General features: G+C 70.2%; 20 protein-coding genes. 10 read left to right on the top strand and 10 right to left on the bottom strand.

What is annotated here, in order from left to right:
- Positions 1-166 precede the first annotated feature (166 nt).
- Positions 167-1,195, top strand: coding sequence for an aspartate-semialdehyde dehydrogenase (locus ACQEVG_RS05440; protein WP_432977834.1), 1,029 nt, complete (start codon positions 167-169; stop codon positions 1,193-1,195).
- Positions 1,196-1,329: 134 nt separating this feature from the next.
- On the opposite strand, the gene ACQEVG_RS05435 is transcribed toward ACQEVG_RS05440, so the two are convergent.
- Positions 1,330-1,833: a DUF1203 domain-containing protein gene (locus tag ACQEVG_RS05435; RefSeq protein WP_432977831.1), complete on the bottom strand. Its 504-nt coding sequence runs from the start codon at positions 1,831-1,833 to the stop codon at positions 1,330-1,332.
- Between the two features lie 174 nt (positions 1,834-2,007).
- On the opposite strand from ACQEVG_RS05435, the gene pepN reads away from it, so the two are divergent.
- The 6 genes from pepN to ACQEVG_RS05405 all read left to right on the top strand — a co-directional run bounded on the left by pepN (position 2,008) and on the right by ACQEVG_RS05405 (position 8,905).
- Complete coding sequence (gene pepN / locus ACQEVG_RS05430) at positions 2,008-4,578, top strand: aminopeptidase N (protein WP_432977828.1); 2,571 nt, start codon at positions 2,008-2,010, stop codon at positions 4,576-4,578.
- A 171-nt stretch (positions 4,579-4,749) separates the two neighbouring features.
- Positions 4,750-6,171: a sensor histidine kinase gene (locus ACQEVG_RS05425; protein WP_432977825.1), complete on the top strand. Its 1,422-nt coding sequence runs from the start codon at positions 4,750-4,752 to the stop codon at positions 6,169-6,171.
- Entirely contained in the window at positions 6,168-6,584 is a 417-nt protein-coding gene (locus ACQEVG_RS05420; RefSeq protein WP_360876075.1) for a roadblock/LC7 domain-containing protein, read from the top strand. The genes ACQEVG_RS05425 and ACQEVG_RS05420 overlap by 4 nt, the downstream gene beginning before the upstream one ends.
- Positions 6,581-6,940 (top strand): DUF742 domain-containing protein, encoded by a 360-nt coding sequence (locus tag ACQEVG_RS05415; protein ID WP_432977822.1) that lies wholly within the window; start codon positions 6,581-6,583, stop codon positions 6,938-6,940. Before ACQEVG_RS05420 ends, ACQEVG_RS05415 begins: the two co-directional genes overlap by 4 nt.
- Positions 6,921-7,541 (top strand): GTP-binding protein, encoded by a 621-nt coding sequence (locus ACQEVG_RS05410; RefSeq protein ID WP_432977819.1) that lies wholly within the window; start codon positions 6,921-6,923, stop codon positions 7,539-7,541. Before ACQEVG_RS05415 ends, ACQEVG_RS05410 begins: the two co-directional genes overlap by 20 nt.
- Positions 7,538-8,905, top strand: coding sequence for a cytochrome P450 (locus tag ACQEVG_RS05405; RefSeq protein ID WP_432977816.1), 1,368 nt, complete (start codon positions 7,538-7,540; stop codon positions 8,903-8,905). Before ACQEVG_RS05410 ends, ACQEVG_RS05405 begins: the two co-directional genes overlap by 4 nt.
- A 2-nt stretch (positions 8,906-8,907) precedes the next feature.
- Here ACQEVG_RS05405 and ACQEVG_RS05400 read toward each other — a convergent pair whose 3' ends face one another.
- From ACQEVG_RS05400 to ACQEVG_RS05390, 3 genes are all read right to left on the bottom strand, one after another.
- Positions 8,908-10,017, bottom strand: coding sequence for a terpene synthase family protein (locus ACQEVG_RS05400; protein WP_432977813.1), 1,110 nt, complete (start codon positions 10,015-10,017; stop codon positions 8,908-8,910).
- Positions 10,018-10,021: 4 nt separating this feature from the next.
- The gene (locus ACQEVG_RS05395) at positions 10,022-10,906 is read right to left on the bottom strand and encodes an SAM-dependent methyltransferase (protein ID WP_432977810.1); all 885 of its coding nucleotides are present in this window, start codon (positions 10,904-10,906) and stop codon (positions 10,022-10,024) included.
- A gap of 128 nt (positions 10,907-11,034) precedes the next feature.
- Entirely contained in the window at positions 11,035-11,886 is an 852-nt protein-coding gene (locus ACQEVG_RS05390; protein ID WP_432977807.1) for a helix-turn-helix domain-containing protein, read from the bottom strand.
- Positions 11,887-12,034: 148 nt separating this feature from the next.
- Between ACQEVG_RS05390 and ACQEVG_RS05385 the strand changes: the two genes are divergently transcribed.
- On the top strand, positions 12,035-12,637 hold the full coding sequence (locus ACQEVG_RS05385; RefSeq protein WP_432977804.1) for an NADPH-dependent FMN reductase: 603 nt from the start codon (positions 12,035-12,037) through the stop codon (positions 12,635-12,637).
- A gap of 160 nt (positions 12,638-12,797) precedes the next feature.
- Here ACQEVG_RS05385 and ACQEVG_RS05380 read toward each other — a convergent pair whose 3' ends face one another.
- The 4 genes from ACQEVG_RS05380 to ACQEVG_RS05365 all read right to left on the bottom strand — a co-directional run bounded on the left by ACQEVG_RS05380 (position 12,798) and on the right by ACQEVG_RS05365 (position 16,310).
- The gene (locus tag ACQEVG_RS05380; protein ID WP_432977801.1) at positions 12,798-13,376 is read right to left on the bottom strand and encodes a dihydrofolate reductase family protein; all 579 of its coding nucleotides are present in this window, start codon (positions 13,374-13,376) and stop codon (positions 12,798-12,800) included.
- A gap of 207 nt (positions 13,377-13,583) precedes the next feature.
- Complete coding sequence (locus ACQEVG_RS05375) at positions 13,584-13,817, bottom strand: hypothetical protein (protein ID WP_432977798.1); 234 nt, start codon at positions 13,815-13,817, stop codon at positions 13,584-13,586.
- A 20-nt stretch (positions 13,818-13,837) separates the two neighbouring features.
- Positions 13,838-16,105, bottom strand: coding sequence for a 4-alpha-glucanotransferase (gene malQ, locus ACQEVG_RS05370; protein ID WP_432977795.1), 2,268 nt, complete (start codon positions 16,103-16,105; stop codon positions 13,838-13,840).
- Between the two features lie 10 nt (positions 16,106-16,115).
- On the bottom strand, positions 16,116-16,310 hold the full coding sequence (locus tag ACQEVG_RS05365; protein WP_360876049.1) for a hypothetical protein: 195 nt from the start codon (positions 16,308-16,310) through the stop codon (positions 16,116-16,118).
- A 241-nt stretch (positions 16,311-16,551) separates the two neighbouring features.
- On the opposite strand from ACQEVG_RS05365, the gene ACQEVG_RS05360 reads away from it, so the two are divergent.
- Positions 16,552-19,467, top strand: a complete 2,916-nt coding sequence (locus ACQEVG_RS05360; RefSeq protein ID WP_432977791.1) for a beta-N-acetylglucosaminidase domain-containing protein — start codon at positions 16,552-16,554, stop codon at positions 19,465-19,467.
- Positions 19,468-19,524: 57 nt separating this feature from the next.
- On the opposite strand, the gene ACQEVG_RS05355 is transcribed toward ACQEVG_RS05360, so the two are convergent.
- Complete coding sequence (locus ACQEVG_RS05355; protein ID WP_142217192.1) at positions 19,525-20,061, bottom strand: HNH endonuclease; 537 nt, start codon at positions 20,059-20,061, stop codon at positions 19,525-19,527.
- Positions 20,062-20,310: 249 nt separating this feature from the next.
- Here ACQEVG_RS05355 and ACQEVG_RS05350 point away from each other — a divergent pair, with 249 nt between their 5' ends.
- Positions 20,311-21,375: a mechanosensitive ion channel family protein gene (locus ACQEVG_RS05350; RefSeq protein ID WP_432977786.1), complete on the top strand. Its 1,065-nt coding sequence runs from the start codon at positions 20,311-20,313 to the stop codon at positions 21,373-21,375.
- 170 nt (positions 21,376-21,545) lie between these two features.
- Here the strand turns inward: ACQEVG_RS05350 and ACQEVG_RS05345 are convergent, their stop codons facing one another.
- The gene (locus ACQEVG_RS05345; protein ID WP_432977783.1) at positions 21,546-22,178 is read right to left on the bottom strand and encodes a hypothetical protein; all 633 of its coding nucleotides are present in this window, start codon (positions 22,176-22,178) and stop codon (positions 21,546-21,548) included.
- Between the last annotated feature and the right edge of the window lie 7 nt (positions 22,179-22,185).

Genomic DNA, 22,185 nt, shown 5'->3' with positions numbered 1-22,185 from the left:
GGCCGACTGAACGGGGCGGGCGTCCATGCCGGACGCCCGCCCTTTTCGCATGCCGGACAATGGATTGGACAAGACGACCCCGGTCATACGCATGATGGGCAGGCTGCCCGCGTCATACGCACAGATTTACGCGCACAGACAGTACGCACAGACACAAGGAGTCACTGTGAGGGTCGGAATCGTCGGAGCCACCGGTCAGGTCGGCGGAGTCATGCGCAAGATCCTCGCCGAGCGGAAGTTCCCGGTCGACGAGCTCCGTCTGTTCGCCTCCGCCCGGTCCGCGGGCTCCGCCCTCACGTGGGAGGGCCAGGACATCACCATCGAGGACGCCTCCACCGCGGACTACTCCGGCCTGGACATCGTGCTCTTCTCGGCCGGCGGGGCGACGTCCAAGGCCCTCGCCGAGAAGGTCGCCGCGCAGGGTGCCGTGGTGATCGACAACTCCTCGGCCTGGCGCCGCGACCCCGAGGTGCCGCTGGTCGTCTCCGAGGTCAACCCGCACGCGATCAAGGACCGCCCCAAGGGCATCATCGCCAACCCGAACTGCACGACCATGGCCGCGATGCCGGTGCTCAGGCCGCTGCACGCGGAGGCGGGACTCACCGCGCTGGTCGCCACCACCTACCAGGCCGTGTCCGGCTCCGGCCTGGCCGGTGTCGCCGAGCTGAAGACCCAGGCCTGCGCGGTCTCCGAGGCCGCCGACCAGCTCACCTTCGACGGCGGCGCGGTCGACTTCCCCGAGCCCGGCGTCTACAAGCGCCCCATCGCCTTCAATGTGCTGCCGCTCGCGGGCAACCTCGTCGACGACGGCTCCTTCGAGACCGACGAGGAGCAGAAGCTCCGCAACGAGTCCCGCAAGATCCTGGAGATCCCGGAGCTCAAGGTCTCCGGCACATGTGTCCGGGTGCCGGTGTTCTCCGGCCACTCGCTGCAGGTCAATGCGCGTTTCGAGCGGCCGATCAGCGTCGAGCGCGCGTATGAGCTGCTGAAGGACGCGGCAGGGGTGGAGCTCTCGGAGATTCCGACCCCGCTGCAGGCGGCGGGCAAGGATGCGTCGTACGTCGGCCGCATCAGGGTGGACGAGACGGTCGAGAACGGCCTTGCGCTGTTCCTGTCGAACGACAACCTGCGCAAGGGTGCGGCGCTGAACGCGGTGCAGATCGCGGAGCTGGTGGCGGACGAGCTGCGCGCGTAGCCGCCGGTACGCCCTTCGGGCGTGTCCTCAATCGCCGGACGGGCTGACATTCAGCCCGTCCGGCGATTGAGGACTGGGGGTCCCCCCACGCCCGCAGGGCGTAGGGGGCGGGTCCGGGGCGGAGCCCCGGGGGTCTACGGCCGCCGGACCTCGAAGAGGAAGCAGCCGTACTCCACAGCCCGGACGTGCACCAGCGCCACCTCCGGGTCCGCGAACGCCTCCGTCAGCGCCGCGTCGAACGCCTCCGTCGCCGCCTGCGGGATCTCCAGGAGGCGGCCTCCCGCGATGTGCCCCTCCGCGTCGTACCGCCGCAGCGTCCGCAGCGCTCCCGGGCGCGCGAAGGGGCAGCCGTCGTCCTGGCCCGGCCCCTCGCACTCCTCGGCGTGGATGAAGACGGGCCCCTGCTCGTCGTACGCGCCGGGTCTGGCCCAGGTCTCCGCGGCCCAGCGGCGCAACGGTGCGTACGAGACGAGGGCGATCCGCTCACCGGTCCTGCTCGGGCGCAGACAGCAGCGCAGCGGGGCGTCTCCCTCGGTGTCGGTGTACGGGACGCAGGCGCGGCCGGCGTCGTCGGTGTCGCGGAGTTGCTTGAGGGCGGCGGGCCCGATGGGCCGCGCGGTCCAGAGTGTCTCGGTCATGGGTTCAGCGTGGCGCTCCCGCGCGCCTCGTTCCGGCGGAAAACGGACATGGCGTTTCGGCTCCACCGCACGGGGCCGAACTCGCGCCCCACGGCACCCGGATTAAGGCGGGCAGCCGCACCGCGCCCCGTGGAAGGATGGCCGCAAACGTCACGAAACCGAGGAGATGACAGCGTGCCTGGCACGAATCTGACCCGCGAAGAGGCGCAGCAGCGGGCCCGTCTGCTGACCGTCGACTCGTACGAGATCGATCTCGACCTCAGCGGCGCGCAGGAGGGCGGCACCTACCGGTCCGTGACCACCGTGCGCTTCGACTCCGCCGAGGACGGTGCGGAGTCCTTTGTCGACCTGGTCGCCCCGGCCGTGCACCAGGTCGTACTGAACGGCAAGGCACAGGATGTCGCCGCCGTCTTCCGCGACTCGCGGATCGCGCTCAAGCATCTGCACCAGGGGCTGAACGAGCTCAAGGTCGTCGCCGACTGCGCATACACCAATACCGGCGAGGGTCTGCACCGCTTCGTCGACCCGGTGGACCAGCAGGCGTACCTCTACACGCAGTTCGAGGTGCCGGACGCACGCCGCGTTTTCGCCTCGTTCGAGCAGCCGGATCTGAAGGCCACCTTCCAGTTCACCGTGAAGGCGCCGTCCGGCTGGACCGTCATCTCGAACTCGCCGACGCCGGAGCCCAAGGACGACGTCTGGGTCTTCGAGCCGACGCCGCGGATCTCGACGTACATCACGGCGCTGATCGTCGGCCCGTACCACTCGGTGCACAGCAGCTACGAGAATGACGGCCAGTCCGTTCCGCTCGGCGTCTACTGCCGGCCCTCGCTCGCCGAGTTCCTGGACTCCGACGCGATCTTCGAGGTCACCCGGCAGGGCTTCGAGTGGTTCCAGGAGAAGTTCGACTACGACTACCCCTTCGCCAAGTACGACCAGCTCTTCGTGCCGGAGTTCAACGCGGGCGCGATGGAGAACGCGGGCGCGGTGACCATCCGCGACCAGTACGTCTTCCGCTCCAAGGTGACGGACGCGGCGTACGAGGTGCGGGCGGAGACGATCCTGCACGAGCTGGCCCACATGTGGTTCGGCGATCTGGTCACCATGGAGTGGTGGAACGACCTGTGGCTGAACGAGTCGTTCGCCACCTACACCTCGATCGCCTGCCAGTCGTACCACCCGGACTCGAAGTGGCCGCACTCCTGGACCACGTTCGCGAACTCCATGAAGACCTGGGCGTACCGGCAGGACCAACTGCCGTCCACGCACCCGATCATGGCCGAGATCCGCGACCTGGACGACGTCCTCGTCAACTTCGACGGCATCACGTACGCCAAGGGCGCGTCGGTCCTCAAGCAGCTCGTCGCCTACGTCGGCATGGACGAGTTCTTCAGCGGTGTACAGGCGTACTTCAAGGCCCACGCCTTCGCCAACACCCGGCTGTCCGATCTGCTGGGCGCGCTGGAGGAGACCTCCGGCCGCGATCTGAAGACCTGGTCGCAGAAGTGGCTGCAGACGGCGGGCATCAACATCCTGCGCCCGGAGATCGAGATCTCCGAGGAGGGGTACGTCACGTCCTTCGCCGTACGCCAGGAGGCCCCGGCGCTGCCCCCCGGCGCGAAGGGCGAGCCGACGCTGCGCCCGCACCGGATCGCCGTCGGCTGCTACGACCTCGACGCGGGCGGCAAGCTGGTGCGCACGAACCGGATCGAGCTGGACGTGGACGGCGAGCTGACGGATGTGCCGTTCCCGCAGAACACCCGCCGTCCCGCGGTGATCCTGCTCAACGACGACGACCTCACGTATGCGAAGGTCCGCCTCGACGAGGAGTCGCTGCGGGTCGTCACCGAGCACCTCGGCGACTTCACCGAGTCCCTGCCGCGCGCGCTGTGCTGGGCCTCCGCCTGGGACATGACCCGCGACGGTGAACTGGCGGCGCGGGACTATCTCTCGCTGGTGCTCTCAGGCATCGGCAAGGAGTCGGACATCGGCGTCGTGCAGTCGCTGCACCGCCAGGTGAAGCTGGCGATCGACCTGTACGCGGCGACGGACTGGCGCGAGACGGGTCTGACGCAGTGGACGGACGCGACGCTGGCGCATCTGCGTGCGGCGGAGCCGGGCAGCGACCACCAGCTGGCGTGGGTGCGCGCCTTCGCGGCGACCGCGCGCACTCCGCAGCAGCTGGACCTGCTGCAGGCGCTTCTCGACGACACCGAGACGATCGAGGGGCTGGTGGTGGACACCGAGCTGCGGTGGACGTTCGTGGAGCGGCTTGCCGCGGTCGGCCTGCTCGACGAGGACGAGATCGCCGCCGAGTACGAGCGGGACAAGACGGCGGCGGGCGAGCGGCACGCGGCCACCGCCCGCGCGGCACGGCCGACCGCCGAGGCGAAGGCGGAGGCCTGGGCGTCGGTCGTCGAGTCCGACAAGCTGCCGAACGCCGTGCAGGAGGCAGTCATCGCGGGCTTCGTCCAGACCGACCAGCGCGAGCTGCTCGCCCCGTACGGCGAGAAGTTCTTCGCGGCGGTCAAGGGTGTGTGGGAGTCCCGCTCGCACGAGATGGCCCAGCAGATCGCGATCGGGCTCTACCCCTCGCTCCAGGTCTCACAGGCCACGCTCGACGCGACAGACGCGTGGCTGGAGTCGGCCGAGCCGAACGCCGCGCTGCGACGGCTGATTTCGGAGTCGCGCTCGGGCGTCGAGCGGGCGCTGAAGGCGCAGGCCGCGGACGCTGCCGCCGCATAAGTGGAATGAAGGGGCGCCGCGGGCCGTCTGGCCTGCGGCGCCCTTCCGTTTGCCGGCTGTGTGAACATCCCGCCAATTCGGTGACCCGGCGTCAATTTCAGTAACAGAAGCCGGATATGCTTCCCGACCGTCGTCATATGATCTTTCCAGTTCGATGGTTTGAGGGTGCTGATGGTCCGACAGGAAACCTCGACCGGAAGTCCGCGGACTACGGCCTCCTTCGCGTGGCTCCTGCCCGTCGTGGTAACCGCCGTGGCCGTAGCCGTCGCAGCGGCCCTGGTCTCCGGTTCGGCGCGCACCCCCGTGGTCTGGATCGGGGTCGGGGCCGTCGCCGTAGTCGCTGTCGCCTGCGCCGAGACCGCGCGCAGGGGCCGGCGGCTCGCCGTGCTGAGCGACCGGCTCGCCCAGCGCGAGGCGGTGCTCTCGCGGCAGCAGGCCGAGACCGCGCGGCTCGCCGGCGAGCTGCTGCCCCAGGTGGTGGAGCGGCTTCGCAAGGGCGAGTTCCCCGAGGATGTGCTCGACTCGCTCGACGCACCGGCCGAGCACCAGGCGGTGCTGCGCTCGGTGCTCGACGCCGTCGTCGCCGAGGAGGACCTGCGCGAGTCCGCGCAGCGCGCGTTCGTGAACATCGCCCGGCGAGTTCAGGCCATCGTTCACCAACAGGCCCAGGAACTGCGTGAGATGGAGGACCGGCACGGCAAGGCCCCCGACGTCTTCGGCGATCTGCTGCGGATCGACCACGGCACCGCGCTGATCGGCCGGCTCGCCGACTCCATCGCGGTGCTCGGCGGCGCCCGGCCCGGCCGCCAGTGGAGCAAGGCCGTACCGCTCTACAGCGTGATGCGCGGCGCCATGTCGCGGATCATCGACTACCAGCGCGTCGAGCTGCACTCGGTCTCCGAGGTCGCCGTCGTCGGCATCGCCGTCGAGCCGCTGATCCACGCGCTCGCTGAGCTCCTCGACAACGCGACCCGCTACTCGCCGCCGCAGACCAAGGTCCATCTGACCGCCGTCGAGGTGCAGTCGGGCATCGCCATCGAGATCGAGGACGGCGGTGTGAGCATGAGCGAGGAGGCCCGCAAGCGGGCCGAGCGCATGCTCCGTCAGGCCCAGCAGGGAATCGATGTCAACGACCTCGGCGAGACGCCCCGGCTCGGCCTCGCCGTGGTCGGCCGGCTCTCGCAGGCGTACGGATTCCAGGTCTCGCTGCGCTCCTCGGCGTACGGCGGTGTGCGTGCCGTCCTCGTCGTACCGCAGGAGCTCATCACCACCGCCGCATCGGCGACAGGTCTGGCGCACGGCATCGGCGCCTCCTCCGGTCCCCGCGCGGCCGTCCCGGTCACCGACGAGCGGCCGGCGAGGCCGGTCACCGGACCGAGCAGCCCGGACGACGACGTTCCGGTTGTCACCGAGCGGACCGCACTCGGTCTGCCGCAGCGGCGTCGCAAGGCCCCCGTCACCGCACCGGCCGCGGCCGCGGCGCCCGAGCCGGAGTCCGCACCCGCCGTGCAGCCCGGCATGTGGCTGGCCGCCTTCCAGAGCGGCCTGTCCGGTGAGCCCACCCAGACAAACAAGGGGAACACGCAGCCATGATTCAGCAGCAGTCCAACCAGACCAACATGGACTGGATGCTCAAGGACCTGGCGGAGGGAGTCCCGCAGACCAGGAACGTGGTCGTGCTGTCCGCGGACGGGCTCCGGATGGCTCAGTACGGCTCCGACAACGACACCGCCGACCGGCTGGCCGCCGCCTGCGCCGGGCTGCAGAGCCTCGCGGGTGCGGTCGCCTCCGAACTCCCGCACAGCGACGGGCGGATGCACCTCGTCGTCATCGAGATGAACGGCGGCTTCTTCTATCTGATGGCGGCCGGAGCGGGCGCGTTTCTCGCCGTGCTGGCCGACGAAGGTGTCGACGCCGGGCTGATGGGCCAGCGGATGCGGGACCTCGTGCTGCGGATCGGCGAGCACCTCAGCACACCGCCCCGGCACGAGGGACACACCGCGTGAGCAACCCGGGCGGGGACTGGGAAGACAGCAGCCCCGAGCGGCTCTACGTCATCACGGGCGGCCGCAGCGGCTCCTCCGCGCCCTCCACACTCGACCTGGTCACGCTGATCGTGGCCAAGTCGGGTCCCCGGCCCGGTATGCAGCCGGAGCACGCCGCGATCGTCCGGCTCTGCCACTCGCCGCTCTCGGTGGCCGAGATCTCCGCGTATCTGAGCCTCCCGGTGAGCGTCGTCACCGTGCTGCTCAGCGATCTGCTCGCCGAGGGCCGGGTGGTGGCCCGCGCTGCGGTCCCGCCCGCCCAACTCCCCGACCGCGCTTTGATTGAGGCAGTGATCGATGGACTTCAGAAGCTCTGAGCAGGCCGTGGGGCCGCGCAGCGAGGACGTGCTGCCACAGACGGCCGCGGCCGCCGTCAAGGTGGTCATCGTGGGCGGCTTCGGAGTCGGCAAGACGACCCTGGTCGGCTCGGTGAGCGAGATCAGACCGCTGACCACCGAGGAGACGATGACCCAGGCCGGGGTCGGCGTCGACGACACCCATGGCGTGGAGCGCAAGACGTCGACCACGGTCGCCATGGACTTCGGCCGCATCAGCATCAACGAGGAGCTGGTGCTCTATCTGTTCGGCACCCCCGGCCAGGAGCGCTTCTGGTTTCTGTGGCGCGGCCTGTTCGAGGGCGCGCTGGGCGCGGTGGTGCTGGTCGACACCCGCCGCCTCGAAGTGAGCTTCGACGTCATCGGGCGCCTGGAGGAGCGCCGGGTGCCCTTCGTGGTCGCCGTCAACTCCTTCCCGGACGCGCCGAGTTACCCGCTCGAAGAGCTGCGCGGCGCGCTCGATCTGCCGGCGGCCGTGCCGATCGTCGAGTGCGACGCCCGGCTGCGCGGCTCCAGCCGTGACGTACTGATGACCCTGATGCGCTATCTGCAGTCCCTCGCCGTGACCACGGAGGCATCGTGAGCACTTCCACTCCCCCGCCGGGTTGCCCCGCGCACCGGCTGTACGGTCCCGAGGCCGAGGCCGACCCGACCGGCCTGTACGAGAAGCTGCGCGCCGAGCACGGCGCGGTGGCCCCCGTCCTGGTCCAGGGCGATCTGCCGGCCTGGCTGGTGCTCGGGCACCGGGAGAACCTGGACGTGGCCCGTACGCCGTCGCGCTTCTCCCGCGACTCGCGCCGCTGGCGCGACATGCAGGAGGGCAGGGTCCCGTCGGATCACCCGCTGACTCCCGTCGCCGCCTGGCAGCCGGTGTGCAACTTCCAGGACGGCACGGAGCACGAGCGGCTGCGCGGCGCGGTGACCGAGTCCCTGGAGCGCTTCGACCGGCGCGGCATCCGCCGCCATGTGAAGCGCTTCGCCGACCAGCTGATCGACACCTTCATAGACCGCGGACAGGCCGATCTGGTCGGCGAGTTCGCCGAGCCGCTTCCCATGCTGGTGATGACGCAGCTCGTCGGCATGCCCGACTCGCACGGCCCCCGTCTGGTCGAGGCGGCGCGTGACATGATCAAGGGCACCGCGACCGCGGTGTCGAGCAATGAGTACGTCACGGTCGCGCTGAAGGAGCTGGTGCAGCGCAAGCGGGCCGCGCCCGGGCGCGACTTCGCCTCCTGGCTGCTCGAGCACTCCACGTCGCTCACGGACGAGGAAATCATCGAGCATCTGCGCCTGGTGCTGATCGCGGCGTTCACCACGACCGCGAACCTGATCGCGAACACGCTGCGGATGGTGCTCACCGACCGCCGCTTCCGCGCCAGCCTCTCCGGTGGTCATATGACGCTGCCGGACGCGCTGGAGCAGGTCCTGTGGGACGAGCCGCCGCTCGCCACGGTGCTGGGCCGCTGGGCGACCGGGGACACCGTGCTGGGCGGCCGGCAGATCAAGGCCGGTGACATGCTGCTGCTCGGTCTGGCCGCGGGCAACGCCGACCCGGAGATCCGGCCCGATCTCTCGCAGCCGGTGCACGGCAACCGCTCGCACCTCGCGTTCAGCGGCGGCCCGCACGAGTGCCCGGGCCAGGACATCGGCCGGGCCATCGCGGACACCGGCATCGACGTACTGCTCGCCCGGCTGTCCGACCTGCGGCTTGCCGTGCCGGAGGACGAGTTGCGCTACGACTCATCGCTGATGTCGCGGCAGCTGATCTCGCTGCCGGTGTCGTTCGTGCCGGGCGGCAGCACGGTGACGGCGAACTCGCAGCTGCCCCGTACGCCCAAGGCCCAGCCGCTTCCCGAGGCTGCCGCGCCGCCCGTGGTCGTGTCCGTTCCCGCGGACGCGGAGCGGCCGGCCCGGCGCTCGTGGTGGGCCCGACTGCTGGGCCGCTGAGTTCAGGCGTCGAGCTGCTGCCACCACCAGGCGATCGCCGGGATGGGCAGCGGCTCGACGCTCGGGTCGCTGGGCGTGTCCCGCCAGGTGATGTCGTACGAAGCACCCTCGACGGGAAGTGCGTTCCGGTTGCGGGGACTGGCATAGCGCGGCGCCAGGTTCTGCCACTCGATACAGCCGGACACATAGTGCCCGAGTGAGTCGAGATGGCGGGTGAGCTGCTCGTCCGCGCCGGTGTAGAGCTGCTTTCTGAGCCGTACGAACAGGGTCATGACTCGATCCCGAAGTGCGACCGCGGGCTCTATCGCCTCGGCGGGCGTGCAGCCCTCGTGGCGGGCGACCACGTTGAGCAGGTTCTGCTCCCAGGGGTCCTGGTGGTCCTCCTTGTTGTACGAGTAGAGGTCGTTGTCGCAGGAGACGATGAAGCCGGCCACGTCGGTCAGCGCCTGGACCTGCGCGGAGTAGAGCACGTCGGCCGGCACGTGGATGCCGTTGGATGCGTCGCACCAGGTGAGCGTGAAACGGGTGCCGTTGACCGACATCCGCATCGCCGCGAAGTCGTTGAGCGACGGCATCACCTTGCGCTCGGCGTTGGAGGTCTGCCATCCCGCGCCGAACAGCCAGTCCCTGGTGCCCTCGGTGAAGCGGCGCAGCTGGAAGGGCGTGAGCATGGCGCGCGTGCGGGCCACCAGATCGTCCAGCGCGGTGGTGAGCGGGCCCGGCGGCAGCAGCTGCGAGCCCGGCGCCTCGATGGCGCGCACCAGGCGCACACTGTGGTCGGCGATGTCCGCGGTGCGGGTGGCCGCGGAGCCCGAGTCCTGCCAGTCGTCGACGGCGTTGGCCCAGTAGTTCCACTCGATGAACAGCAGCACCGGCTCCACGTCGCCGAACGGGATGATGCGGCTGGTGAAGTCCGCGCTGTGGGTGGCAAGACCCCAGGCGCGCTCGGTCGCGTCCGGATAGATGCCGAAGTCGTCGATCCACTCGATGGCGCGCTGCTCGAGATCCGCCGCCTTGGGGTGGATCAGCTTCTCGTTGAACGGGCAGTAGAACGGGGGCAGTTCCCAGCCGATGCGGGAGGGGCTGCCGTCCCTCGCGTACACAGGAGGCATCGGGTCAGCCGCCCAGCCGGAACAGCAGCAGCCTGGTCTCCATCGCATGGTCGCGCCAGATGCGGAACAGCTTGCCATGCGTGATCGTCGACTCGATCAGCCGCTCCCGGGACCAGGCGTCCCGCTCGCCGCCGCGCTCCGCGCGGTCCAGCTCGGCGGTGTTCCAGGCCATGGACTGCACCCAGAACTCGGCGACCCGGTCGGTGACGTCCTCGTCCTGCTCCAGCTCGAAGCCCGCGGCCTCGGCGGCGAATATGTACTCGCTGAGGGTGCCGAGGCGGGTTTTGTAGTAGCCGTCGATGAACTCTGTCCACTCGGGACGGCAGATGAAGTGTTCCTGGATGCCGAACCAGCCGCCCGGTCTCAGGGCCTTGGCCACGACCTCGAAGAGTCGCTCTCGGTCCATATAACCCGAACTTTCGTTCGCATACGCGGCGTCGAACTTCTTTCGGCCGGGTACGAAGTCGTGCACGTCGACGAGACGCGGGCTGACCAGTGAGGTGACCCCTGCCTGCCGGGCGAACTCCTCGATGAGCGGTATGTGTTCCCCGGCGACGGTGAGCCCGGTGACCTTGGCGCCGTGCTCCTGGGCCCAGTAGAGGGAGCCGCCGCCGACACCGCAGCCGATGTCGAGGAGCCGTCGTGGAGGCTCTGTGTACGCGCCCCAGCTGCGGGCCGCGTGGTCGACTATGGCTTCCTGGGAAGCAACGATGCGCTGTTTGAGCGCGCGCTGCGAGACGGTGGTGTTGGGAGTCGCACCGGGGGCGAACAGGCCCATGTGGAAGTGGATACGGGGACCGGGACCGTACTTGTGCAGGATGTCGGCCGTCTTGCGCGAGTAGTAGATCGGCACTTGGGTCTCGTCGAACGCGACGAGGCTCTGTTCCATCGGGTCTCCGTGCGTCCTGAGCGGGGGTGACAGGGCGCTTTAACTCTGCCCGAAAATGATCGTTTCTGTAACCCTCGCCTCTGGTGTCACACCGTCAATTCTTCATTACAGCTTGCACATTGACACCATCAGGCCAGCGCGCGGAGCAGGCCCGGACGGCGGCCGGCGAGGCGGTCGAGCGCCGCGGACGTGGCGTCGTCGGCGGGAAGATGGACCATCAGCCGCTGGTCGTCGTCGGCGGGAAGTTCGAGGGTTTCGTACGCGAGGCGCAGCTCACCGGCCTCGGGGTGGACCAGCCGTTCGATGCCGCGGGACTCGGGGAGGCCGGGAATCCTCTCGACACGACCGGCGAAGTCGGACCCGGCGGTGACAGTCAACTCGTCGGCGAGCACCGCGACATGAGGGTCCGCACGGAACGGCCCCTGCTTTATGGCGGCGACCTGCTCGTCGGCGATGCGATCCCAGTCGGGGTAGGCGGTACGGGCGCGATCGTCGGTGAACACAAAGCGCACGAGGTTGGGCGGGGTGCCGTCGAGCAGTCCGACCGGCCCGGCCAGCCGATCGTACGCCTCGGTCCAGGCGAGGAGTTCGCCGAGCCGGTTGAGGAGCACGGCGGGGGTGGGTTCGAGGCGCTCCAGCAGGGCCTGCACGGTGGGGCGGACGGTGCGGTTGGGCGATGCGCCGCCCATGCAGGTGAATCCGCCGTCGGCGGCCTTGGTGAGCCGGTGCAGATGGATGCGCTCGCTGGGGGTCAGCCGGAGCGCCTCGGCGAGCGCGGAGAGCACCTGCACGGACGGCCGCCGGTCGCGCCCCTGCTCCAGCCGGGTCACGTACTCGACGCTGACCCCGGCAAGCGTGGCCACCTCGGTCCGGCGCAGCCCGGGCGTACGCCGCCGGGGGCCGGCGGGCAGCCCGGCCCGGGCGGGCGTGATGGCTTCGCGGCGCGTACGCAGGAAGATGCCGAGCTCGTTGTCGCTCACGCTTCGACGGTACCGCCGGGGGCTGCGGGGGTGGTGGCCCTGCTGCTACCAGCCTGAGCACGGCCTTCCTGGCTGGGGCCGCGCCCGGCAGCTTTGACCGAGGTGACCGCCGGGGTCACCCACGCCTTTGAAGCCGGAGCACACAGCCATGCCCAATGAGCCCCTCAACCTCGCAGTGATCATCGGAAGCGTCAGGGAGGGCCGCTTCGGCCCGGTGGTCGCGAACTGGTTCGCCGAACAGGCCGAGCAGCACGGCCGCTTCACGGTGGACGTGATCGACCTGGCGGACACACCACTGCCGCTCGCACTCCCGCCGGTCCCGCCGGCGCTGGAGCCGGACATGCCCCGCCCCACGGAGATGGAGGACCTTACGCGGCGACTGGCTGCGGCCGATGCGTTTGTGGTGGTGACGCCGGACTACAACCGCAGTTTCCCCGCGTCGCTGAAGGCGGCGATCGACTGGCACTACACGGAGTGGCAGGCGAAGCCGGTCGGCTTCGTGGGTTACAGCGGCGGCAGCGGCGGCCTGCTGGCGATGGAACAACTGCGCCAGGTCTTCGGCGAACTGCACGCGCACACGATCCGGGACTATGTCTCGTTCCCCCGTTACTACGAACTCTTCGCCCCCGACGCCACCCTGAAGGACCCGGAGGGCCCGAACGCCGCGGCGAAGGTCCTGCTGTCCCGACTCGACTGGTGGGCCTCGACCCTCCACACGGCCCGCCGCGAGCGCCCTTTCGGCGCGGCGTAACTCCGCTGGAGGCGTCCGCCCGCGCCGCGGACCTGGCGCTCCCAGGAAGACGGGGGCGTCAGCCGCGCCTCGCTCACCCCAGCCGCTCCGCCTCTTGATGTCCCACTCGGTCCTGCCCGCACGTCAACCGGGCCGCACGTTGACCGGACCGACTGCGGCGCTACCGCTTCCTGCGGTACGTCGTGAAGATCAGACCGTTGTCGAAGACCCGGTTGCTCAAGACCTCGAAGTCCTGTGCGCCGTACTCCGCCGAGAACATCGGCACCCCGGAACCGAGCACCACCGGATACGTCTTGACGTGCAACTCGTCGATCTCGTCGCGCAGCTGCCCCGCGAGGTCCGCACCGCCGCAGAGGTAGATCCCGAGATCGCTTTCCTCCGCCTTGAGTTCGCGGATCTTCGCGACCACGTCGCCGGAGACGACCTCCACCGCCGGGTCGAGCGACTCCTTGAGACTGCGCGAGACGACGTACTGCCGCATATGCGCATACGGACTCGTGACATCGATCTGCAGCGCCGGTTCATACGTGCCGCGCCCCATCACGACGGTGTCGAAGTGCACATTCGCCGCGTCCGCGATGCCGAGCATCGGGCGGACGTGCGTGGGGAGGGTCTCCGGGTACTCCGCCGCGGAGTACGCGGTGAACTCCTCGCTGATCGGATAGACGCTGCCGTCCCCGTCGGGGGCGGCGATGAAGCCGTCGATGGAAACGGCGATGTAGTACACGAGCTTTCGCAAGCCGAACCTCTTCTGCCGTCGAGGTGGTGCGCATCGAGTGCATCGAGTGATACGCGTCGAGAGCGGCACCCGCCGCCGCAACCAGGACAGTCATAGTGCTTCATCCGTAGTGGTAACGCAACACCCTTCTCCAGGCGCACGACCGCGCGGGCACATGCCAAGGGCGCCTTGGGGGATGACTCACCCCCAAGGCGCCCTTGGAAAAGATCAGCTCTGCGGCTTCCTGGACTTGTCGAGGACCATCACCAGGCCCGCGATCACCGCGAAGAGCGCCAGCGGCGCAACGACAAACAGGCCCAGCGTCTCGGCCACGCTCAGGCCCTGGCCCGGGTCGTCGCCGTCGTCGGGCGTCAGGGCGAGCGCGGGCGACGACAGGAGCAGCATCATCAGCGTCGTACCGGCCGCGACAGTACCGGCGCGCAAAGCGTTCTTCTTGTCCACGATGCCAACGTAGCGAACGCCTATCCGGGTCGCGCGTCCGGGGGTGCCGTACGGGGCAGGCCCCGGGGGCCGAAGACCTCCATCAGAGCGTGCAGCCGGGGCGAGGCCGCCAGCTCCTCCAGGGTGACCGGGCGCGCATCGGCGTCCGCGACGGGCAGCCGCCAGTTCGGATACTCGTCCCAGGTCCCCGGCAGGTTCTGCGGGCGGCGGTCGCCCACCGCGTCCGGCAGCCAGATGCCGACCATGCGCGCGGGCGTACGCAGCAGAAGGCGGTAGACCGCGCGGATCTGGCCCTCCTCGTCGCCCGTGCCCTCGGGCAGCAGGCCGAGGCCGCCGAGCACGCCGAGCCATTCGGCGACGTCCGCGGCTTCCTCGGTGCGCTCCTGCTCCAGGGGGCGGGTGAGCAGGCCGAGGCGGTGCCGCAGCGCCACATGCTCGCCGGTCAGCCGGGCCGCTGTGGACGGCAGATCGTGCGTGGTGGCGGTGGCCAGGCAGCCCTCGCGCCACTGCTCGGGCGGTAGCGGGCGGCCCGTGCCGGCCCAGTCGCGCTCGAACCAGAGCACGGAGGTGCCCAGCACGCCCCGGCTGGTCAGGGCCTCGCGCACGCCCGGCTCGACCGTGCCGAGGTCCTCCCCTATGACGATCGCGTCCGCGCGGTGAGCCTCCAGGACGAGGACCGCGAGCATCGCCTCCGCGTCGTAGCGGACATACGTGCCGTCGGTGGGCGGGCTGCCCTGCGGGACCCACCAGAGGCGGAACAGGCCCATGACATGGTCGATGCGCAGCGCGCCGGCGTTGCGCAGGAGACCGCGCAGAAGTCCGCGGTACGGGGCGTAACCGCACGCGGCAAGCACATCGGGCCGCCAGGGGGGAAGGCCCCAGTCCTGGCCGCGCGCGTTGAACGCGTCCGGCGGGGCACCCACCGACATTCCGGCGGCGAAGACTTCCCCCTGCGCCCAGGCGTCCGCACCGCCCGGATGCACGCCGACGGCCAGGTCATGGACGATGCCGACACCCATGCCCGCCTCACGCGCCGCCTGCCCGGCGGCGGCCAGCTGCCGGTCGGTGAGCCAGGCGAGCCTGCTGTGGAAGTCGACCCGGTCCATCAGCTCGTACCGGGCGCGGGCGGTCCCGGCCGAACGCGGGTCCTGCAGGGCGGCCGGCCAGGAGTGCCAGTCGGGGCCGTGCACCTCGGCGACGGCGCACCAGGTGGCGTGGTCCTCCAGGGCCCGGCCCTGCTCGGCCAGGAAGTCGCAGTAGGCGGCGCGGCGGCCGGGACTCAGCGGGACGCCGTACACGATCTCCAGAGCCTCGCGCTTGAGGGCCCAGACGGCATCCCGGTCGATCAACGCACCCTTCTGCAGCACCGATTCGCGCAGCTCGGCCGCCTTCTCGCGAAGCGCGTCCAGCCGCTCGCGGTCGTGGGCGCCGACGCAGGCGTACTCGGGGATGTCCTCGATCCGCAGATGGACGGGGTCGGGGAAGCGGCGCGACGAAGGCCGGTACGGGGAGGGGTCGGTGGGTGCGCCGGGTACGGCCGCGTGCAGCGGGTTGACCTGCACGAACCCGGCCCCGAGCGCCCGCCCGGACCAGGTCGCGAGCTCGGCCAGATCGCCCAGGTCACCCATGCCCCAGGAGCGGGCGGAGAGAAGGGAGTAGAGCTGTACGAGAAAACCGTACGAGCGCCCCTGGGACTGCGGCGCGCGGACAGGCGTGACGACGAGAGCCGCGCGGGCGGCGCGCCCGTCGGGGGCACAGACGTACAACTGGTGCACACCACAGGGAAGTTGGTGCCACCCGGGTCCACGCTCGGTGGCGGCGGCGGGACCGCCGGAACCACGCTCGGCGGCCGCAGTGGGCCCGCCGGGGGCGCCCTGGGCAGCGGCAGCGGGCCCGTCGGGGGCGGACTCGGTCGCGGCAGCGGGCCCGCCTGAGCCGGTGCCGCGCGGTTCGGGCCCGCCCGCGCCCCTCGGCGCAGGCGTCAGCCACTCCGCCGTCCCACCCGCCTCCCGCTCGACCCGCACGGTCGTGCCCGCGGGGAGCCCGGTCAGCGGCGGCGGGACCTCGCCCTCGCCCCACAGGACCACCGTCGGCGGCAGCAACCGCTCCGCCGCGGCGGACTCGGCGCGGGCCAGCGCGTCCCGTAACGCCGCGGGCGTGGCGGCATCGACCCCGAGTGCGGCGAGGACCGCGACGACCGTGGCATCGGGGACAGGGACGCTGACGCCCTCAGAGGGCGCGTACGCCGTGGCGACTCCATGCAGCGCGGCGAGCCGGGCAAGGCCCATGAAGACTCCTTCAGACTCCTGGGGACTGGGTGCCTCCGGCCGTCCCGGGGGCGGTCGGCTCGCTGGTGAGGGGCGTGACCTCGGCAAGAGGCGGTTCGCTGGTGAGAGGGGCGGCGTCGGGGAGCGGGGGCTCGCTGGTCAGCGGGCCGGGGCCCGGGACCTGTTTGGACAGGGCGGAGAGCAGCAGATGAGCGGATGCGGCCACGACGGTCACTCCAGACTGACGGTAACGGGACACAGCAGCCCTACCCAGCGGGCACGACGGCAGACATACCTGATCAGTCAACGTGTTCCGCGTCACATTCGGTTCCCCGCGCGCCAGTTGGATCAAACCGCCCATCGCGTCAGGCAAAAGGTGCACAACGGCCACCCGCATTGACACCCTCAGTGTGCTGGTGGTGGGCTCGAAACCGACCGGAACGACAGGGGACCGAGGGGAGACGGGCGTGCGGCTCGCGCGCAGGAGGCGTACTGCGACAGCCGTCGCGGTCGCCGTCATCGGCAGCCTGCTCGGCGGCGCGCACGGCGCGATCGCCGCCCCCGACGCCCCGGGCTCCCCCGCCACCACCGCCAAGGACCCCGAGGGCGAGGGCGCGCTGCCCTCCGTATGGCCGCGCCCTCAGTCCATACGGCCCGCGGGTCCGGCGGTGCCGCTCGGCGAAGAGGCGACCGTCGTCGCGGACCGGGGGACGGATCCGTACGCCGTGGAGCGGCTGAAGCAGTTGCTGCGCGAGTCGGGCGTCAACACCCTGTACACCGACTTGCCGGGACGCGGACCCCTTGTACGGATCGGCGGAAGGGGCGCACAGGAGGCACTGCGCGCCCTGCGCGCACCCGAACGCAACGATCTCCCCTCCGGCGGCTACCGGATCGCCGTCGGCCGGATCCAGGGCCGTGACACGGTCGCGCTCGACGGCGTCGGCGACGACGGCCTCTTTCACGGAGTCCAGACGCTGCGGCAGCTCATCACGCAGGGGAGCGTCGCCGGAGTACTCGTACGCGACTGGCCGGGCACCGCCGTACGCGGTATGACGGAAGGCTTCTACGGTCAGCCGTGGAGCCACCAACAGCGGCTGGGCCAGCTGGACTTCATGGGCCGCACCAAGCAGAACCGCTATCTCTACGCGCCCGGCGACGACCCGTTCCGGCAGGCCCGCTGGCGCGAGCCGTACCCGGCGGACCAGCGCACACAGTTCCGTGAGCTCGCCGAGCGCGCCCGCCGAAACCATGTCACTCTCGCCTGGGCCGTCGCGCCCGCGCAGGAGATGTGTCTGTCGAGCGACGGCGACATCAAGGCGCTCACCCGCAAGATCGACGCGATGTGGGCGCTGGGAGTGCGGGCCTTTCAGCTGCAGTTCCAGGACGTCAGCTACAGCGAGTGGCACTGCGGCAAGGACACGGACGCCTTCGGTTCGGGCCCTCGGGCGGCGGCGAGGGCGCATGCGCGGGTCGCGGGTGCGCTGGCCCGGCATCTGGCGGACCGGTATCCGGCGGCCGAGCCGCTGTCCCTGATGCCGACGGAGTTCTACCAGGACGGTGCCACCGACTACCGGCGGGCGCTCGCGGACGAGCTGGACAGCCGCGTCCAGGTGGCCTGGACGGGCGTCGGCGTGGTGCCGCGCACGATCACCGGGCGCGAACTGGCGGGCGCGCGGAGCGTGTTCAAGCATCCGCTGGTCACGATGGACAACTACCCGGTCAACGACTACGCACAGGACCGGATATTCCTCGGCCCCTACACGGGCCGCGAGCCGGCCGTCGCGGCCGGTTCGGTGGCGCTGCTCGCCAACGCGATGGAGCAGGCCTCCGCCTCCTGCATCCCGCTGTTCACCGCCGCCGACTACGCATGGAACCCCAAGGGCTACCGCCCCCAGGAGTCCTGGCAGGCCGCCATCAACGACCTCGCGGGCGGCGATGAGCCGACCCGTCAGGCACTGCGCGCGCTGGCCGGCAACCACTCCTCGTCGATACTCAACCCGGCCGAGTCCGGCTATCTCAGGCCCCTCCTCGACGACTTCTGGCGCTCGCACTCCGGGCCGGACGCGGCGGCCAGGGACCGGGCGGCGGGGGCGCTGCGCGCCGCGTTCACCGTGATGCGCCAGGCCCCGCAGCGGCTGAAGGGATCCGCCGACGGCCGTCTTGACGACGAAGTACGCCCGTGGCTGGAGCAGTTGGCCCGGTACGGCCGGGCGGGCGAACTCTCCGTCGACATGCTGCAGGCGCAGGCGCGCGGCGACGGCGCGGCCGCCTGGCGGGCCTCGCTGGACCTGGAGCCGCTGCGCAAGACGCTCGCGGCGAGCCGTGCGACGGTCGGGCAGGGCGTACTCAACCCCTTCCTGGAGCGGGCGGCGAAGGAGTCGGCAGCCTGGACGGGCGCGGACCGCGCAGCGCGGACGGCCGGGAACGACACCGTGTGGCTGGAGCGGGCCCGGCCGGTCGCGGCGGTGACCGCGATGACCGAGCCCGCCGCGCCGCGCTCCGGCCGTCTGGAGGCACACGTGCCGGGCCAGGGCTGGCGCACACTCGGCCCCCTCTCGGCGAGCGGCTGGACCCAGGCGGACGCCAAGGGCCTGCGGGTGGATGCCGTACGTGTCGTTCCGGAGGGCGCCGAGCCCGTCGCCGTACGGTCCGTGGTGCCGTGGTTCGCCGACGAGCCGGTGGCCGGCCTCGATCTCGTACGCGGCGAGACGGACGCGGAGATCGGCGGCGGACCGCAGCGGGCCGGCGTCCGGCTGACCGCGCAGCGCCCGGCCGAGGTGCGCGGCGAACTCACCGCGAAGGCCCCGGCGGGGATCAAGGTGACGGTGCCGAAGCAGACGACGGTTCCGCGTGGCGTGCGGACGACCGTGCCGGTCGAGGTCACGGTCCCGGCAGGCACACCGGCCGGGGAGTACCGGATACCGCTGTCCTTCGCCGGCCAGGAGCGCACACTGACGGTTCGCGCCTATCCGCGCACGGCGGGCCCCGACCTGGCGCGGGCCGCGGGCTCGGCAGCCTCCTCGTCGGGCGACGAGACGGCCGACTTCCCGGCCGCGGCGGCGATCGACGACGACCCGAAGACCCGCTGGTCCTCCCCCGTCGAGGACGGCGCCTGGTGGCAGCTGGAACTGGCCCGCCCGGCCCGCCTCGGCCAGGTGGTACTGCACTGGCAGGACGCGTACGCGACGAAGTACCGCATCCAGGTCTCGGCGGACGGCCGCACCTGGCGCACGGCCGCGACGGTGACCGACGGCAGGGGCGGCCGCGAGGCGGTCCGCATGGACAGCCTCGACACCCGCTTCATCCGCGTCCAGGGCGAGGCGCGCGCCACGCAGTACGGCTACTCACTGTGGTCGGTGGAGGCGTATGCGGTAGCCGACTGACGGCGCCGGTGGGTGCCTGAGCACCGACCGGCGCGAGGGACGACGAAGGCCCGGTCCTCAGGCAGAGATGCCGTCGATCCGGGCCATCGCGTCGTCCGCGCCGTACGGCTGCAGGTATGGCAGCCAGCGCGGGTCCCTATGCCCGGTCCCGATGATGCGCCACGCGAGCCCGCTCGGCGGGGCGGGGTGCTGGTGCAGCCGCCACCCCAGCTCCCGCAGATGCCGGTCCGCCTTGACATGGTTGCAGCGGCGGCAGGCCGCCACCACGTTGTCCCAGGCGTGCTGTCCGCCACGGCTGCGCGGAATGACATGGTCGACGCTGGTTGCGACGCCACCGCAGTACATACAGCGCCCGCCGTCGCGGGCGAAGAGTGCTTTGCGGGTGAGCGGAACGGGCCCCCGGTAGGGGACCCGCACGAACCGCTTCAGCCGTACGACGCTGGGTGCGGCGATGACACGGGTCGCGCTGTGCATGAAGGCGCCGGATTCCTCGAGGCAGAGAGCCTTGTTCTCCAGTACGAGGATGAGCGCGCGGCGAAGCGGTACGACGCCGAGGGGCTCGTACGACGCATTGAGGACCAGAACGTGCGGCACGGTGGATGCCTCCTTGTACGCCGGCGGCGCGTGGCTCGCGCCGGGACGATCTGCTCTTCAGTGTCGCCTCATGCCAGGTCCGAGCGCCACCACGTGCGGGTAACGGGCTCGAAGTGTTTTCGACCACAGCGACTACGACTGCTTCATCCCCAGGTGAGCCTCGTCTCTCCCTCGAACATGGGAACGGAACACCCAGTGGGCCCCGTTAGTGTGGATGGCTGCCACCCGCAATGCCTGGAGGTTCCCGTCGTGTCCCCATCCGTCCTACTGGCCGCTGACCCGTCTGCCGAGCCAGTCTCGCTCGACGAAGCCGCCAAGCAGGCAGGAGACGCCGCAGGCTGGGTGGAGGAAAACTGGTCCACCTGGCTGAACACCAGCCTGCGGATCGCGCTGATCCTGGTGGTGGCGCTGGTGCTGCGCATGCTGATGCGCCGCGCCCTCACCAAGCTGATCGAGCGGATGAACCGCTCGGCCCAGGCCGTGGAGGGCACGGCCCTCGGCGGCCTGCTGGTCAACGCCGAACGGCGCCGGCAGCGCTCGGAGGCCATCGGCTCCGTACTCCGCTCGGTCACCTCCTTCGTGATCCTCGGCACCGCGGGCCTGATGATCCTCGGCGCCTTCAAGATCGACCTGGCGCCGCTGCTGGCCTCCGCGGGTGTCGCGGGTGTCGCGATCGGCTTCGGAGCGCGCAATCTCGTCACCGACTTCCTCTCCGGCGTCTTCATGATCATGGAGGACCAGTACGGCGTCGGGGACAGCGTCGACGCGGGCGTCGCCTCCGGCGAGGTGATCGAGGTGGGACTGCGCGTCACCAAGCTGCGCGGCGACAACGGCGAGATCTGGTACGTCCGCAACGGTGAAATCAAGCGCATCGGCAACCTGAGCCAGGGCTGGGCCACCGCCGGGGTCGACGTGGTGGTCCGCTCCTCGGAGAACCTGGACCACGTCCGCTCGGTGATCAGCCAGGTCGCGGACGACCTGGCAAAGGCCGAGCCGTGGAACGAGCAGCTGTGGGGCCCGGTCGAGGTACTGGGCCTGAACGAGGTGCTGCTGGACTCGATGACGGTGCGGGTCGCGGCGAAGACGATGCCGGGCAAGGCGCTGGGCATGGAGCGCGAGCTGCGCTGGCGCATCAAGAAGGCCTTCGACGCGGCCGGCATCCGGATCATGGGCGGCGTGCCGCCGGTGACGGAGGAGGCCACGACGGCGGACCCGACGGCGGGGATGGCGGCGCCTTCGGCGTATGCGTCGACGACGTCGCCGCAGTCGATGGCGGCGACGCCGCTGACTCCGGCGGCGAATATGTCGAAGTAGGACTGCGTACGGGAACGGGCGCCCCCACCGTCGCGGTGGGGCGCCCGTTTTCATGTCCGCGTCAGCGAACCCAGCTCTTGAGCGGCTCCGTATCCAGCGTGATCCCGATCGGGTCGGGCAACGTGACCACCTGCCATTTCAGCCGAAACAGCCCCGATCCGGTCAGGCATTTACTGAATGAGGAATTCAGTCCGCGACACCACGAAGTCCCCGTAGGAGAATTCGTGCCCCAGTTCAACAAACCTGACGTACTGGCGCCGATTAATATTGAACGAATACTCCATCAGAACTCTCAGGAAGATTCTGAAAGCGAGCTCTGGACAGATCTCCGTAGCGCATTTTCTCAGCTCCGAGGTGGCAGACGGAATACCCTTCCACGAGTTTCGTTCAATCGTCTCGACTAGGGCAGGGCCGATTTCGTCAATTTCCGCTACTACCCTTTCAGTGAGTCCGCCGTACAAACTCTCTCCGACTTCGCGCGATGCGGGCAGGCCAGCTCCACGGAGGCTCGCTTCGCAAATAACTGCGATTTCTCGAACCCAATCCAACCCATTGACCTCATTGACATCGAGACGATAGTTGGAACCCGTTATACATTCCCAGAGTGTCTCCACTGTGCCAGCGGCGCCGCTTGCCATCAGCCTGAGCGCATCTTCAGCTAGCGCCACAGCGTAGGGAGCTGACGTCTGGCCAACATAGTCCACGACCACGTCACGAGCACTTCCGGACATCCTCCAGTCCTGGTGGAATAGAGAGGCGAGGTGCGTGATCCCAAAGTCATCCTCGGTAAATCTGCTACCCATTAAGGAT

Origin of the sequence: Streptomyces sp. CA-135486 (assembly GCF_050936555.1) — a bacterium.
In the GTDB taxonomy this organism is placed as follows: domain Bacteria; phylum Actinomycetota; class Actinomycetes; order Streptomycetales; family Streptomycetaceae; genus Streptomyces.
This window is presented reverse-complemented; position numbering and strand designations above follow the sequence as displayed.

Coding starts and splice junctions, on each gene's coding strand:
- ACQEVG_RS05400 (WP_432977813.1), bottom strand. CDS start 10,017: ATGCCTCCTGTGTACGCGAGGGACGGCAGCCCCTCCCGCATCGGCTGG.
- ACQEVG_RS05420 (WP_360876075.1), top strand. CDS start 6,168: ATGATTCAGCAGCAGTCCAACCAGACCAACATGGACTGGATGCTCAAG.
- ACQEVG_RS05395 (WP_432977810.1), bottom strand. CDS start 10,906: ATGGAACAGAGCCTCGTCGCGTTCGACGAGACCCAAGTGCCGATCTAC.
- ACQEVG_RS05345 (WP_432977783.1), bottom strand. CDS start 22,178: ATGGGTAGCAGATTTACCGAGGATGACTTTGGGATCACGCACCTCGCC.
- ACQEVG_RS05425 (WP_432977825.1), top strand. CDS start 4,750: ATGGTCCGACAGGAAACCTCGACCGGAAGTCCGCGGACTACGGCCTCC.
- malQ (WP_432977795.1), bottom strand. CDS start 16,105: ATGGGCCTTGCCCGGCTCGCCGCGCTGCATGGAGTCGCCACGGCGTAC.
- ACQEVG_RS05385 (WP_432977804.1), top strand. CDS start 12,035: ATGCCCAATGAGCCCCTCAACCTCGCAGTGATCATCGGAAGCGTCAGG.
- ACQEVG_RS05410 (WP_432977819.1), top strand. CDS start 6,921: ATGGACTTCAGAAGCTCTGAGCAGGCCGTGGGGCCGCGCAGCGAGGAC.
- ACQEVG_RS05435 (WP_432977831.1), bottom strand. CDS start 1,833: ATGACCGAGACACTCTGGACCGCGCGGCCCATCGGGCCCGCCGCCCTC.